This is a genomic window from Streptomyces sp. NPDC003300 (genome assembly GCF_040610915.1).
Classification (GTDB): domain Bacteria; phylum Actinomycetota; class Actinomycetes; order Streptomycetales; family Streptomycetaceae; genus Actinacidiphila.
Window position 1 is genome coordinate 17,020 of the sequence record NZ_JBEXNE010000043.1, and the last position, 13,601, is coordinate 30,620.

Here is a 13,601-nt window from a genome sequence, read left to right on the forward strand (position 1 = left end):
ACCGGATGATCCGGCCGCCCCCATCAACGTAAAGCCCCCAAGGAGACCCAACCGTGAAGAGCGCCGTCGAGACTCTGAACCCGACTCGGGTTCGACTCACTGTCGAGGTGCCCTTCGAGGAGCTCAAGCCCAGCCTCGACGCGGCGTACAAGAAGATCAACCAGCAGGTCACGGTGCCGGGCTTCCGCAAGGGCAAGATCCCTGCGCGCGTCATCGACCAGCGGTTCGGCCGTGGCGCGGTCCTCGAAGAGGCCATCAACGACGCGCTGCCGAAGTTCTACACGGAGGCGGTCAACGAGGGTGAGCTGAACGTACTCGGCCAGCCCGACGTCGACATCACCGAGTTCAACGACGGTGACGAGCTGAAGTTCACCGCCGAGGTGGACATCCGCCCCGCGATCGAGATCCCGGACTACTCCGGCATCGAGGTCGTCGTGGACGCCGTCGAGGTCACCGACGAGGACGTCGACACCTCGCTGGAGCAGCTCCGTGACCGCTTCGCCTCGACCACCACGGTCGAGCGCGCGGCGGCCGAGGGCGACGTCGTGATCGTCGACCTCGAAGCCTCCGTCGACGGCGAGGTGCTGGAGGACGGCGTCGCCAAGGGCGTCAGCTACACCATCGGCTCCGGCCAGCTCCTCGAGGGCATCGACGAGGCCGTCATCGGCCTGGAGGCCGGTGGCTCCGCCACCTTCACCTCCGAGCTGAAGGGCGGCTCCGCCGCCGGCAGCGCCGCCGAGGTCAAGGTCGACGTCTCCGACGTACAGGCCCGCGAACTGCCCGCCCTGGACGACGACTTCGCCCAGCTCGCGAGCGAGTTCGACACCCTTGAGGAGCTGCGCGCGGACAGCCGCAAGCGCCTGGAGCGGATGAAGCAGTACGACCAGGCGACCGCCGCCCAGGAGAAGGTCCTCGACGCGCTCATCGAGCTGTCCGAGGTGCCGATCCCGGAGAAGCTGCTCAAGGACGAGATCGAGACCAGGACCCACAACCTGGAGCACCACCAGTTCCCGCAGATGGGTCTGGACTGGGACACGTACCTGGAGCGCGAGGGCAAGACGCGCGAGGAGTACGACGCGGAGCTCGAGGCCCAGGCGGTCAAGGGCATCAAGACCCAGTTCCTGCTGGACGAGCTGGTCAACAAGGAGAAGCTCTCCGTCAACCAGGAGGAGCTGACCGAGCACCTCATGCGCCGTGCGGCGACCTCCGGGATGTCTCCCGACCAGTTCGCCCAGGCCGTCGTGGAAGGCGGCCAGGTGCCGATGCTCGTCGGCGAGGTCGCCCGCGGCAAGGCGCTCGCGGTCGTCGTGGAGTCCGTCAAGGTCACGGACACCAACGGTGAGGTCGTGGACCTCGAGGACGAAGAGGACGAGGACGGCGAGACGGTTGAGGCCGTCGAGGCCGCCGAGGCCGCCGACGAGAAGCCGGAGCCTGTCGAGCAGGCCTGAGCCCCGTCAGGGGCGCGGGGAACCGCGCGATCAGCCACGACGACGGCTGCACGTCACCACCGGCCCCGGAGGGGGCAGTCACGGTTGTTCTCGGACCACCGGCCGGTGGGGACGTGTCGCGCGGTTCCCCGCGCCCCTCGAAGCACCCGCCTCCGCGAGGTGAACGCGCAGGCACGTCCGGGCCGGGCCACCAACCCCCTGTGCCGGCGCGGCGTCTTGGTCTCCGCTGGCAGCGAACAGTTCCGCGTAGGGGATTGCTGGGCCCCACCTGCGCGTTAGGGTCCGTAAGTAGGAGGGCGGGGGCCCGGCACCAGAAGGGGTCGGCCCCGGCCCGGACGAAGACCCTGTGACGGCTTCACGGCCGTCCGACAACGAGCAGGTGGATACGTGACGACTCCGATGCCTTCCGCCGCCGGCGAGCCGACTCTCGGTGGCCTCGGCGACCAGGTCTACAACCGACTGCTCGGCGAGCGAATCATCTTCCTCGGCCAGGCGGTCGACGATGACATCGCCAACAAGATCACCGCCCAGCTCCTTCTCCTGGCAGCCGAGCCGGACAAGGACATCTTCCTCTACATCAACAGCCCCGGCGGCTCCGTGACCGCCGGTATGGCGATCTACGACACGATGCAGTTCATCAAGAACGACGTCGTGACGATCGCCATGGGCATGGCCGCCTCGATGGGCCAGTTCCTGCTGACCGCGGGCACCCCCGGCAAGCGCTTCGCCCTGCCGAACACCCGCATCCTGATGCACCAGCCCTCCGCGGGTCTCGGCGGCTCCGCCACCGACATCAAGATCCAGGCCGAGCAGTTGCTGCACACCAAGCGCCGCATGGCCGAGCTGATCGCCCAGCACTCCGGGCAGAGCTTCGACCAGATCACCAAGGACTCCGACCGCGACCGCTGGTTCTCCGCCGAGGAGGCCAAGGAGTACGGCCTGCTGGACGGCGTCATGCTGTCCGCCACGGAGGTCCCGGGCGGTGGCGGCACCGGCGCCTGATCCGTTCAGGAACCCCAGCCGACAGCACCCAGCTTCCGCATCATCACCAGGACGGTGGACGTGAACAGCATGAACTTCCCCGGCAGCGGCCTGTACGAGCGCACCGAGGCCGAGCGGCCCGGTGTGTTCGGTGCCGAGGCCCGCTACATCATTCCGCGCTTCGTCGAGCGCACCTCGCAGGGCGTGCGCGAGTACGACCCGTACGCGAAGCTCTTCGAGGAGCGCGTGATCTTCCTCGGCGTGCAGATCGACGACGCGTCGGCCAACGACGTCATGGCGCAGCTCCTGTGCCTGGAGTCCATGGACCCCGACCGGGACATCTCGGTCTACATCAACAGCCCCGGCGGCTCCTTCACCGCGCTGACGGCGATCTACGACACGATGCAGTTCGTGAAGCCGGACATCCAGACGGTCTGCATGGGCCAGGCGGCGTCCGCCGCCGCGGTCCTGCTGGCCGCCGGCAGCCCCGGCAAGCGGATGGCGCTGCCGAACGCGCGGGTGCTGATCCACCAGCCGTACAGCGAGACCGGCCGCGGGCAGGTCTCCGACCTGGAGATCGCCGCCAACGAGATCATCCGGATGCGGCAGCAGCTCGAAGAGATGCTGGCCAAGCACTCCACGACGCCGATCGAGCAGATCCGCGACGACATCGAGCGGGACAAGATCCTTACCGCCGAGGAGTCGCTGGCCTACGGGCTGGTCGACCAGATCGTCTCGACCCGCAAGACCTCTGTGACGGTCTGAACACAGTCGGACAACGGACCGGTCGCGCGGGTGGCCCTCCTTGGACTCCACTGAGTGAGTACGTCCAAGGGGGGCCCACACGGGGGTCGCGGCAAGGTACCGTCGATGAGAGAAGCACCAGGCTCCGTTGATCTCGGCGGATCCCAGGCGAAGGGGAAACACCTCGTGGCACGCATCGGTGACGGCGGCGACCTGCTGAAGTGCTCATTCTGCGGAAAGAGCCAGAAGCAGGTGAAGAAGCTCATCGCAGGCCCTGGTGTGTACATCTGCGACGAGTGCATCGATCTCTGCAACGAGATCATCGAGGAGGAGCTGGCCGAGTCCTCCGAGGTGCGCTGGGAGGACCTGCCCAAGCCGCGGGAGATCTACGAGTTCCTCGAGGGCTACGTGGTCGGGCAGACGCCCGCGAAGAAGGCCCTGTCGGTCGCGGTGTACAACCACTACAAGCGGGTCCAGGCGGGTGAGAACGCCGGCCGCGGGCACGACGACGCGATCGAGCTGGCGAAGTCCAACATCCTGCTGCTCGGCCCGACGGGCTCCGGCAAGACGCTGCTGGCCCAGACGCTGGCCCGCATGCTCAACGTGCCGTTCGCCATCGCGGACGCGACCGCCCTCACCGAGGCCGGTTACGTGGGCGAGGACGTCGAGAACATCCTGCTGAAGCTGATCCAGGCGGCGGACTACGACGTCAAGAAGGCCGAGACCGGGATCATCTACATCGACGAGATCGACAAGGTCGCCCGCAAGAGCGAGAATCCGTCGATCACCCGCGATGTGTCCGGCGAGGGCGTGCAGCAGGCGCTGCTGAAGATCCTGGAGGGCACGACGGCCTCGGTGCCGCCGCAGGGCGGGCGCAAGCACCCGCACCAGGAGTTCATCCAGATCGACACCACGAACGTGCTGTTCATCGTGGGCGGTGCCTTCTCCGGTCTGGAGAAGATCATCGAGTCCCGCGCGGGCGCCAAGGGCATCGGCTTCGGTGCGACCATCCGCTCCAAGCGCGAGCTGGACATGGCCGACCAGTTCTCCGAGATCATGCCCGAGGACCTGGTCAAGTTCGGCATGATCCCCGAGTTCATCGGACGGCTGCCCGTCATCACCAGCGTGCACAACCTCGACCGCGAGGCGCTCCTCCAGATTCTGGTCGAGCCGCGCAACGCGCTGGTGAAGCAGTACCAAAAACTCTTCGAACTCGACGGTGTGGAGCTGGAGTTCGAGCACGGCGCGCTGGAGTCCATCGCGGACCAGGCGATCCTGCGGCAGACCGGCGCCCGCGGTCTGCGGGCCATCATGGAGGAAGTCCTCCAGTCGGTGATGTACGAGGTGCCGTCCCGCAAGGACGTGGCCCGGGTCGTCATCACGGCCGATGTGGTGCACTCCAACGTCAACCCGACGCTGGTGCCGCGTGAGCCGCGCATCGTCGGCAAGGGCGAGCAGAAGAGCGCGTAGCGCCACAGATACGAGCACACGCGAAGGGGGCGCCCGGTGGATCCGGGCGCCCCCTTCCGTCTGCGCGGAACGGCCCCGCGGAACGGCTGACCGCGGAACGCTCACGCCGAACGCGTCGGCGTACGGCGTCAGTTGAGCGGGACGCGCACGTCCTTGCGGACCTTCGCGGTGAGCGCCGCCGCCTCGTCGATCGGCATGCCGCTGCCGACCCCGGTGGTGGCCGTCGCCAGGTCGACCGGCAGGGTGTAGCCGACGGTGCTGTAGTCGGCCCACAGGCAGATCGGTGTGGTGAACGACTTGCTGCCCTCGGTGTACTTGGTGTTCTGGCACGACATGACGGCGTCGTCCATGCCCGCGGGCTGCACCTTCTGCGGGCTGCCGACCAGTTCGGTCTTGCCGCCGCCGGATTCCTTGTCGTCGGCGGCCTGCTTCTTCAGGTCGGCGAACATGCCGTCGACCACCTTCTGCGGGTCCGCGACCTTGCCGTAGACACCGCTGAACTCCAGCAGCTTGCCGGTGAGTTGGGACCCGCTGGTGTAGCCCGAGCTGACCTGCTGGGGGTCGGTGACGCCGAGCGTCTTGAGCAGCGTGACGTCCTTGGCGTCGAAGCCGTCGCCGGTGTCCGCGTCCTTCGACTTCTTGTACGTCTCCGCGACGGTCTCGGGCGTGATGAGCTTGTACTGCTTGCCGTCGTTCTTGACGGTGCTCTTGCCGCCGCCGCCCTTGCCGCCGTTGGCGCTGTTGTCGCCGTCACTGCCCTTGGTGAGGAAGAAGACCCCGGCGCCGATCGCGACCAGCGCCACCACGGCGCCGATGATGATCCCGGTGCGCTTCCCGCCGCCACCGCCCTGCGGCGGGACGGGCGGCTGGCCGCCGTAACCGTAGCCCGGCTGCTGCTGCGGCTGCCCGTACGGCGCCTGCTGCGGCGGGCCCTGCTGGGGGTAGCCGTAACCGGGCTGCCCCTGGGGCTGGCCGTACGGCTGCTGCGGCGGCTGGCCGTAACCACCTTGCTGCGGCTGCTGCCCGTATCCGCCCTGCGGCTGCTGCGGCTGCGGCTGCCCGTATCCGCCCTGCTGGGGCTGGTGCCCGTACGGGTTCGGCGGCGGCTGGTTGTCACTCATGTCAGGTGGTCCCCTCGTTTACGACCGTCGGACCATCCTCGCCGATCCTTTATCGGGTTCTTACAGCGGGGGCGATACGGATTCGTAACGGGATGGTCCGCCACCGTAGAATCGTGCCGTGACCGACAACTCTCAGCAGAGCCCCGACCGCGGGCCGCACAGCACCCCCGAACTGCCGACGACCTACACGCCGGCCGAGGTAGAGGGGGCGCTGTACGAGCGCTGGGTAGAACGCGGCTACTTCGAGGCGGACGCGAAGAGCGACAAGCCCGCGTACACCATCGTCATCCCGCCGCCGAACGTCACGGGCACGCTCCACCTGGGTCACGCCTTCCAGCACACGCTGATGGACGCCCTCACCCGCCGCAAGCGGATGCAGGGTTACGAGTCGCTGTGGCTGCCCGGCATGGACCACGCGGGCATCGCCACCCAGAACAAGGTCGAGCAGCAGCTCGCCGACGAGGGCAAGTCCCGGCACGACATCGGCCGCGAGGCGTTCGTCGACCGCGTCTGGCAGTGGAAAGAGGAGTACGGCGGCCGGATCCTCGGCCAGATGCGCCGCCTCGGCGACGGCGTGGACTGGTCCCGCGAGCGCTTCACCATGGACGAGGGCCTGTCCAAGGCCGTCCAGACCATCTTCAAGAAGCTGTACGACGACGAGCTGATCTACCGCGCCGAGCGGATCATCAACTGGTGTCCGCGCTGTATGACGGCGATCTCTGACATCGAGGTCGACTACCAGGACGACGACGGCGAGTTGGTCTCGCTGAAGTACGGCGAGGGCGACGAGACGGTCGTCGTGGCGACCACCCGCGTCGAGACGATGCTCGGCGACACCGCCGTCGCCGTCCACCCGGACGACGAGCGGTACCGGCACCTGGTCGGCAAGCGGATCAAGCTGCCGCTCACCGACCGGACGATCCCGGTCGTCGCGGACACGCACGTCGACCCGGAGTTCGGCACCGGCGCCGTCAAGGTGACGCCCGCGCACGACCCGAACGACTTCGCGATCGGCCAGCGGCACGGCCTGGAGTCGCTGACCGTCATGGACGAGCGCGCGGTCATCACCGCGCCCGGCCCCTTCCAGGGCCTGGACCGCTTCGAGGCGCGGTCCGCGATCGTCGAGGCGCTGCGCGAACAGGGCCGGATCGTCGCGGAGAAGCGTCCTTACGTCCACTCCGTCGGCCACTGCTCGCGCTGCAAGACCACCATCGAGCCGCGGCTGTCCCTCCAGTGGTGGGTCAGGGTCGAGCCGCTGGCGAAGGCGTCCGGCGACGCGGTCCGCGACGGCCGGGTCAGGATCCACCCGCCGGAGCTGAACAAGCGGTACTTCGACTGGGTCGACAACATGCACGACTGGTGCATCTCGCGCCAGTTGTGGTGGGGCCACCGCATCCCCGTCTGGTACGGGCCGAACGGCCAGCAGATCTGCGTCGGACCGGACGACGAGGTGCCGTCCGGCGAGGGCTGGACGCAGGACTCCGACGTCCTGGACACGTGGTTCTCGTCCGCCCTGTGGCCGTTCTCCACGCTGGGCTGGCCCGAACAGACGCCGGATCTGGAGAAGTTCTATCCGACCGACGTCCTGCTCACCGGGCACGACATCATCTTCTTCTGGGTCGCCCGGATGATGATGTTCGGCCTGTACGCGATGGACGGCACCCCGCCGTTCCACACCATCGCGCTGACCGGCCTGGTCCGCGACGAGTTCGGCAAGAAGATGTCCAAGTCCAACCCCAACTCGGTGGACCCGCTGGACTGGATGGACGCGTACGGCTCGGACGCCGTCCGCTTCACCCTGGCCCGCGGCGCCAACCCCGGCGCGGACGTGCCGATCGGCGAGGACTGGGTCCAGGCGTCCCGCAACTTCGCCAACAAGATCTGGAACGCCACGCGCTTCGCGCTGATGAACGGCGCCACGGTCCAGGGCCCGCTGCCCGCGCCCGAGGAGCTGTCGGCCACCGACCGGTGGATCCTGTCCCGGCTGAACACGGTCGTCGCCGAGGTCAACGGCCTGTACGACGACTACCAGTTCGCGAAGCTCAGCGACAGCCTCTACCACTTCGCGTGGGACGAGGTCTTCGACTGGTACGTGGAGCTGTCCAAGACCGTCTTCTTCGCGGGCGGCGACGGCGCCCGGGTCTCCGGGCGGGTCCTGGGCGAGGTCCTGGACGTGATGCTGCGGCTGCTGCACCCGATCGTCCCCTTCGTCACCGAGACGCTGTGGACGACGCTGACCGGCGGCGAGTCGCTGGTCGTCGCGGACTGGCCGAGCGACAGCGGCTTCCGGGACGCGGCGGCCGAGGCGGAGATCGCCGAGGTCCAGCGGGTGGTCACCGAGGTCCGCCGCTTCCGCTCCGACCAGGGGCTCCAGCCCGGCCAGAAGGTCCCGGCGCTGCTGACCCTGGACGGGACGCTGCTCGCGCCGCACGAGGACGCCATCCGCCAGGTGCTCCGGCTCCAGCCCGCGGGCGAGGACTTCCACGCCACCGCGACGCTGCCGGTCGCGGGCGCCACGGTCGCGCTCGACCTGTCCGGCACGATCGACGTTCCGGCCGAGCGCAAGCGGCTCACCAAGGACCTCGGCCTGGCCGAGAAGGAGAAGGCCGACGCCGAGAAGAAGCTGGGCAACGAGGCGTTCCTCGGCAAGGCGCCCGAGCCGGTGGTGGCCAAGATCCGTACGCGGCTGGCGACCGCCGAGGCCGACATCGCCCGGATCACCGCGCAGATCGCGGCCCTCCCTTCGGCCTGACCGCACCGAGGGCCGCCCGCCCCGAAGGGCCACCGTGTGCCACGGGCCCGGACCGCGCACCCGCGGTCCGGGCCCGTGGCCGTTTCCGCTCGCGGGCTCCGTAGACTGGGCGCTGTGAGCGAGCACCCGCACAACGGCGACGGCCCCGAAGACGACGCGTACGAAATCCAGGACACCGCCTACGACGTGGACGACGACGTCGAGGACGCGGACGGGGCGGCCGACGGTACCCTCCGCGAGGCCGACCTGGCCGTCATCGAGGCGGGCAGCCGGACGCTGCGGGCCGGTGTCAGCCCGGTCGCGGCCGAGGACGACGTACCGGCGCGGCCCGCGGACCCCGCCGTCGACCGGGAGCTGCGCACGGTCGAGGAGGAGCTGCTCGGCCGCTGGCCCGAGACGAAGCTGGAGCCCTCGCTCGACCGGATCACGGCGCTGATGGACGTCCTCGGCGACCCGCAGCGCGCCTACCCGGCGATCCACATCACCGGCACCAACGGCAAGACCAGCACCGCCCGGATGATCGAGCGGCTGCTGCTCTCCTTCGACCTGCGCACCGGCCGCTACACCAGCCCGCACGTGCAGTCCGTCACCGAGCGGATCAGCCTGGACGGCGCGCCGATCTCCGCCGAGCGGTTCATCGAGACCTACCGCGACATCCAGCCCTTCGTCGGCATGGTGGACGACGCGCAGCCGCACCGGCTGTCGTTCTTCGAGGTGCTCACCGGGATGGCGTACGCGGCCTTCGCGGACGCGCCGGTCGACGTCGCGGTGGTCGAGGTCGGCATGGGCGGCGGCTGGGACGCCACCAACGTGGTGGACGGCCAGGTCGCCGTGGTCACCCCGATCGCGCTCGACCACACCGACCGGCTGGGCTCCACGCCCGGCGAGATCGCGGTGGAGAAGAGCGGCATCATCAAGAAGAACGCCACCGCCGTCCTGGCCCAGCAGCCCGCCGACGCGGCGCAGACGCTGCTCAAGCGGGCCGTGGAGGCGGACGCGACGGTCGCCCGCGAGGGCATGGAGTTCGGCGTCGTGCACCGCGAGGTCGCCGTCGGCGGGCAACTGCTGACGCTGCGCGGCCTGGGCGGCGAGTACGAACAGGTCTTCCTGCCACTGCACGGCGAGCACCAGGCGCACAACGCGGCGGTCGCGCTGGCCGCCGTCGAGGCGTTCTTCGGCATCGGCAGCACCCAGTCGCGCACCCTCGACATGGACACCGTGCGGGCCGCGTTCGCCTCGGTCACCTCGCCCGGCCGCCTGGAGGTGGTGCGCCGCAGCCCCACCGTGGTCCTGGACGCGGCGCACAATCCGGCGGGCGCGGCCGCCGCGGCGGCCGCGGTCGGTGAGGCGTTCGGCTTCACGCACCTGGTCGGTGTGGTCGGGCCGAGCGGCGACAAGGACGTACGCGGGCTGCTGGAGGCGTTCGAGCCGGTCTTCTCCGAGGTCGTCGTCACCCGTAACTCGACGCACCGCGCGATGGACGTGGACGAATTGGCGGCGCTGGCCGTCGAGGTGTTCGGGGACGACCGGGTGCAGGTCGAGCCGAGGCTGGACGACGCGCTGGAGGCGGCGATCACGCTCGCCGAGGACGAGGGCGAGTTCTCCGGGGCCGGAGTGCTGGTCACCGGTTCCGTCATCACCGTCGGAGAGGCCCGGCTGCTGCTGGGCCGCAAGTGAAGGGGGCGGGACGATGCGGACGCTGTGCGCGAGCACGCTGATCGGCGAGTTCTTCGTCATCGGCTTCGCCGGTCTGGTCGCGATGAAACATCCCGACCTGTCGATGGGCACCGTCTGGACGGTGTGCGGGATCGCCATGGCGCTGTGCGTGCTGCTGTGCGGGATGCTCACCCGGCCGGGCGCGCTGACCGTCGGCTGGGTGCTCCAGGCCGCGCTGGTGGTCAGCGGGTACTGGGTCGGCACGATGTTCTTCCTCGGCGTGATCTTCGCCGGTCTGTGGTGGGCGGCGATCCACTACGGGCGCAAGGTGGACGTCCTGAAGGCCCGGCACGCGGCGCAGGCCGAGGCGCGGGCACAAGACCGTGCGCGGGCCCAGGAAGCGTGACCCCAGCCGCACCGTCCGTCCCGTCCGTCCCGGCCCGGTGTCCGCCGGGCACCGCCCGCCCTTGTAGGCTCGTCATACTTCGCACCCCGCCGGCCGGAGCCCATACGGCCGCGCCCCCCGCGGCCGCACCCCGCCGGCCGCACGCCGCACCCGTACAGAGAACCCGTACACCGAACCCGTAGACCGCACACAGCAGGAGCCGTCCCGTGTCGCAGCGCACCCTTGTCCTTCTCAAGCCGGACACCGTCCGCCGCGGCCTGATCGGCGAGGTCGTCGGCCGCATCGAACGCAAGGCGGGCTGGACCGTCGCCGCGCTCGAACTGCGCACCCTGGACCGCGGCACGCTGGAGCAGCACTACGCCGAGCACGTCGGCCGCCCGTTCTACGAGCCGCTGATGGACTTCATGGCGTCGGGCCCCGCGGTCGCGATGGTCGTCGAGGGCGAGCGGGTCATCGAGGGCGTCCGCGCGCTGGCCGGTCCGACCGACCCGATCGCCGCCGCGCCGGGCTCCATTCGGGGGGACTTCGGGACGATTGTCCGGGAGAATCTGATCCACGCCTCGGACTCCGAGGAGTCCGCCGAGCGCGAGATCAAGATCTTCTTCCCCGGTCTGGCCTAATCCCGGGACCTGGCTGTTCGGGTACGGAGTACCGTTGCTGACGCCCCGTCGGACCAGGCGCCCGGGGGAATCCCGCCGCCCCGGGCATATGCCGTCGGCGATCGGGAACCAAACACCCCGACACGGCGTCACCATTACAGAGGTCCGCTGTGTGTTCTGATGACAATGACGTCGGAACCCCGACCCCGTGCCCCGCCGGGCGCGACTACGATGGAATCTCCGCTCAAGCTCGGGAAGGCCAGACGTATCCACATGGCGAACAACATGTCGTTCATCGGCCGTGACATGGCAGTCGACCTCGGGACGGCCAACACGCTGGTGTACGTCAGGGGCCGCGGGATCGTCCTGAACGAGCCGTCGGTCGTGGCCGTCAACACCAACACCGGCGGCATCCTCGCGGTCGGTTCCGAGGCCAAGAAGATGATCGGCCGCACCCCCGGCAACATCGTCGCGGTGCGCCCCCTGAAGGACGGCGTCATCGCCGACTTCGAGATCACCGAGCGCATGCTGCGCTACTTCATCCTCAAGATCCACAAGCGGCGGTACCTGGCCCGCCCGCGGGTGGTCGTCTGCGTGCCCTCCGGCATCACCGGAGTCGAGCGACGCGCCGTCATCGAGGCGACCACGCAGGCCGGCGCCCGTACCGTGCACATCATCGAGGAGCCGATGGCGGCGGCGATCGGCGCCGGGCTCCCGGTGCACGAGGCCACCGGCAACATGGTGGTGGACATCGGCGGCGGCACCACCGAGGTCGCGGTGATCAGCCTCGGCGGCATCGTCACCGCCCAGTCCATCCGCGTCGCGGGTGACGAGCTGGACAACGCGATCATCCAGCACATCAAGAAGGAGTACAGCCTCCTGCTCGGTGAGCGGACCGCGGAGCAGATCAAGCTCACCATCGGCTCCGCCTTCGCCTCCAAGGACGACGACGAGCACACCGAGATCCGCGGCCGTGACCTGGTCAGCGGCCTGCCCAAGACCGTGGTGATCTCCGCGGCCGAGGTGCGCAAGGCCATCGAGGAGCCGGTCAACGCGATCGTCGACGCGGTGAAGACCACCCTGGACAAGTGCCCGCCCGAGCTGTCCGGCGACATCATGGACCGCGGGATCGTGCTGGCCGGCGGCGGCGCGCTGCTGCGCGGCCTGGACGAGCGGCTGCGGCACGAGACGGGAATGCCCATTCACATCGCCGAGTCGCCGCTGGACTGCGTGGCGCTGGGCGCGGGCAAGTGCGTCGAGGAATTCGAGGCACTCCAGCAGGTGCTCGACTCCTCGCCACGCAGATGAGGCACGGGCAGCACACGGGCTCACCGGTCGCCCGCAGCGACGGCGGGAACCCGCCCCACAAGCTCTGACCGGCCGCGGTGCACAGCGGCGGCAGGTCCGATGAGGAAGGCACGGACTGGCGCCCGTGAGGGACACACGAGAGAGCCGGCTTCTGCTGGTGCTGCTGGTGGTGATCGCGTTCGCGCTGATCACCGTGGACATCAGGGGCGGTGAGGACTCACCGCTCGACCGGCCACGGCAGGCGGCGCAGTCCGTCTTCGGCCCCGTCGAGAACTCCGTGTCAGGCGTTGTCGACCCGGTGGGCAACGCCATAGACGCGGTCCGCGACTCCGGCGGACGCAACAGCACCATCAGCCGCCTGCAACGCGAGAACGAGGCGCTCAAGCAGCAGCTCGGCAGCAAGGACGTCACCCGTAACCGGGCGGCGGAGCTGGACAAGCTGCTGAAGACCGCGGGCGCCGGGCAGTACGCCATCAAGGGCGCGCAGGTCATCGCGATAGGAGCCGCGCAGGGATTCTCCTGGACGGTCACCATCGACGCGGGCAGCAAGGACGGCGTCACCCGCGACATGACGGTCATCGACGGTGACGGCCTGGTCGGCCGGGTCACCACCGTCGGCCCCTCCACCTCCACGGTGCTGCTCGCCAACGACCCGGACTTCACCGTGGGCACCCGCATGGAGGGCTCCATGGAGCTGGGCTTCGCCACCGGCCAGGGCAACCAGCCGATGCGCGTGCAGCTCCTCAACGGCAAGGCCACGGTGCACAACGGCGACCGGCTGGTCACCTTCGGCTCCGAGGCGGGCAAGCCGTTCGTGCCGGGCGTGCCGGTCGGCAAGGTCGTCGGCGTCGACCCCTCGGGCGGCAACCTCACCAAGACCGTCCAGGTGCAGCCGTTCGTCGGCTTCACCCGGCTGGACATCGTCGGTGTCGTCGTCCAGGGCCCGCGTGCCGACCCGCGCGACAGCGTGCTGCCGCCGAAGCCGACCCCGTCGCCCAAGCCGAAGCCCACATCCACGCCCAAGCCCGGCTCGACCCCGACCGGCGGCACCACCCCCGGCACCACGGCCGGCACCACGGAAAATACGACAAGCAACGGCAAGAGGGGCTGAGACAC

The 13,601-nt window shown here is 69.4% G+C and carries 11 protein-coding genes; 10 read left to right on the forward strand and 1 reads right to left on the reverse strand.

Annotated features, from left to right (window positions below; translation table 11 throughout):
• Positions 1-53: 53 nt before the first annotated feature.
• The 4 genes from tig (at position 54) to clpX (ending at position 4,643) form a co-directional block, all read left to right on the forward strand.
• A complete protein-coding gene (tig, locus tag ABZX65_RS34785) occupies positions 54-1,448 on the forward strand; it encodes a trigger factor (RefSeq protein ID WP_355349527.1) in 1,395 nt (464 codons plus the stop codon).
• Between the two features lie 399 nt (positions 1,449-1,847).
• Positions 1,848-2,450, forward strand: a complete 603-nt coding sequence (locus tag ABZX65_RS34790; protein WP_355349570.1) for an ATP-dependent Clp protease proteolytic subunit — start codon at positions 1,848-1,850, stop codon at positions 2,448-2,450.
• A gap of 69 nt (positions 2,451-2,519) precedes the next feature.
• Positions 2,520-3,194, forward strand: a complete 675-nt coding sequence (locus ABZX65_RS34795; protein WP_223187111.1) for an ATP-dependent Clp protease proteolytic subunit — start codon at positions 2,520-2,522, stop codon at positions 3,192-3,194.
• 165 nt (positions 3,195-3,359) lie between these two features.
• Entirely contained in the window at positions 3,360-4,643 is a 1,284-nt protein-coding gene (gene clpX / locus ABZX65_RS34800; RefSeq protein WP_188282316.1) for an ATP-dependent Clp protease ATP-binding subunit ClpX, read from the forward strand.
• A gap of 128 nt (positions 4,644-4,771) precedes the next feature.
• Here clpX and ABZX65_RS34805 read toward each other — a convergent pair whose 3' ends face one another.
• Positions 4,772-5,764 (reverse strand): hypothetical protein, encoded by a 993-nt coding sequence (locus ABZX65_RS34805; RefSeq protein WP_355349531.1) that lies wholly within the window; start codon positions 5,762-5,764, stop codon positions 4,772-4,774.
• Positions 5,765-5,882: 118 nt separating this feature from the next.
• Here ABZX65_RS34805 and ABZX65_RS34810 point away from each other — a divergent pair, with 118 nt between their 5' ends.
• The 6 genes from ABZX65_RS34810 to mreC all read left to right on the forward strand — a co-directional run bounded on the left by ABZX65_RS34810 (position 5,883) and on the right by mreC (position 13,596).
• Positions 5,883-8,516 (forward strand): valine--tRNA ligase, encoded by a 2,634-nt coding sequence (locus tag ABZX65_RS34810; RefSeq protein ID WP_355349534.1) that lies wholly within the window; start codon positions 5,883-5,885, stop codon positions 8,514-8,516.
• A gap of 186 nt (positions 8,517-8,702) precedes the next feature.
• Entirely contained in the window at positions 8,703-10,193 is a 1,491-nt protein-coding gene (locus tag ABZX65_RS34815) for a folylpolyglutamate synthase/dihydrofolate synthase family protein (protein WP_355349574.1), read from the forward strand.
• 13 nt (positions 10,194-10,206) lie between these two features.
• Positions 10,207-10,578: a DUF4233 domain-containing protein gene (locus ABZX65_RS34820; RefSeq protein WP_355349537.1), complete on the forward strand. Its 372-nt coding sequence runs from the start codon at positions 10,207-10,209 to the stop codon at positions 10,576-10,578.
• A 206-nt stretch (positions 10,579-10,784) separates the two neighbouring features.
• Positions 10,785-11,198, forward strand: a complete 414-nt coding sequence (ndk, locus tag ABZX65_RS34825; protein WP_188282321.1) for a nucleoside-diphosphate kinase — start codon at positions 10,785-10,787, stop codon at positions 11,196-11,198.
• Between the two features lie 264 nt (positions 11,199-11,462).
• Positions 11,463-12,485 carry a rod shape-determining protein gene (locus ABZX65_RS34830; RefSeq protein ID WP_355349577.1) on the forward strand — a complete coding sequence of 341 codons (1,023 nt, stop codon included), beginning with the start codon at positions 11,463-11,465 and terminating at the stop codon, positions 12,483-12,485.
• 124 nt (positions 12,486-12,609) lie between these two features.
• Entirely contained in the window at positions 12,610-13,596 is a 987-nt protein-coding gene (gene mreC, locus ABZX65_RS34835) for a rod shape-determining protein MreC (RefSeq protein WP_355349540.1), read from the forward strand.
• Positions 13,597-13,601 lie beyond the last annotated feature (5 nt).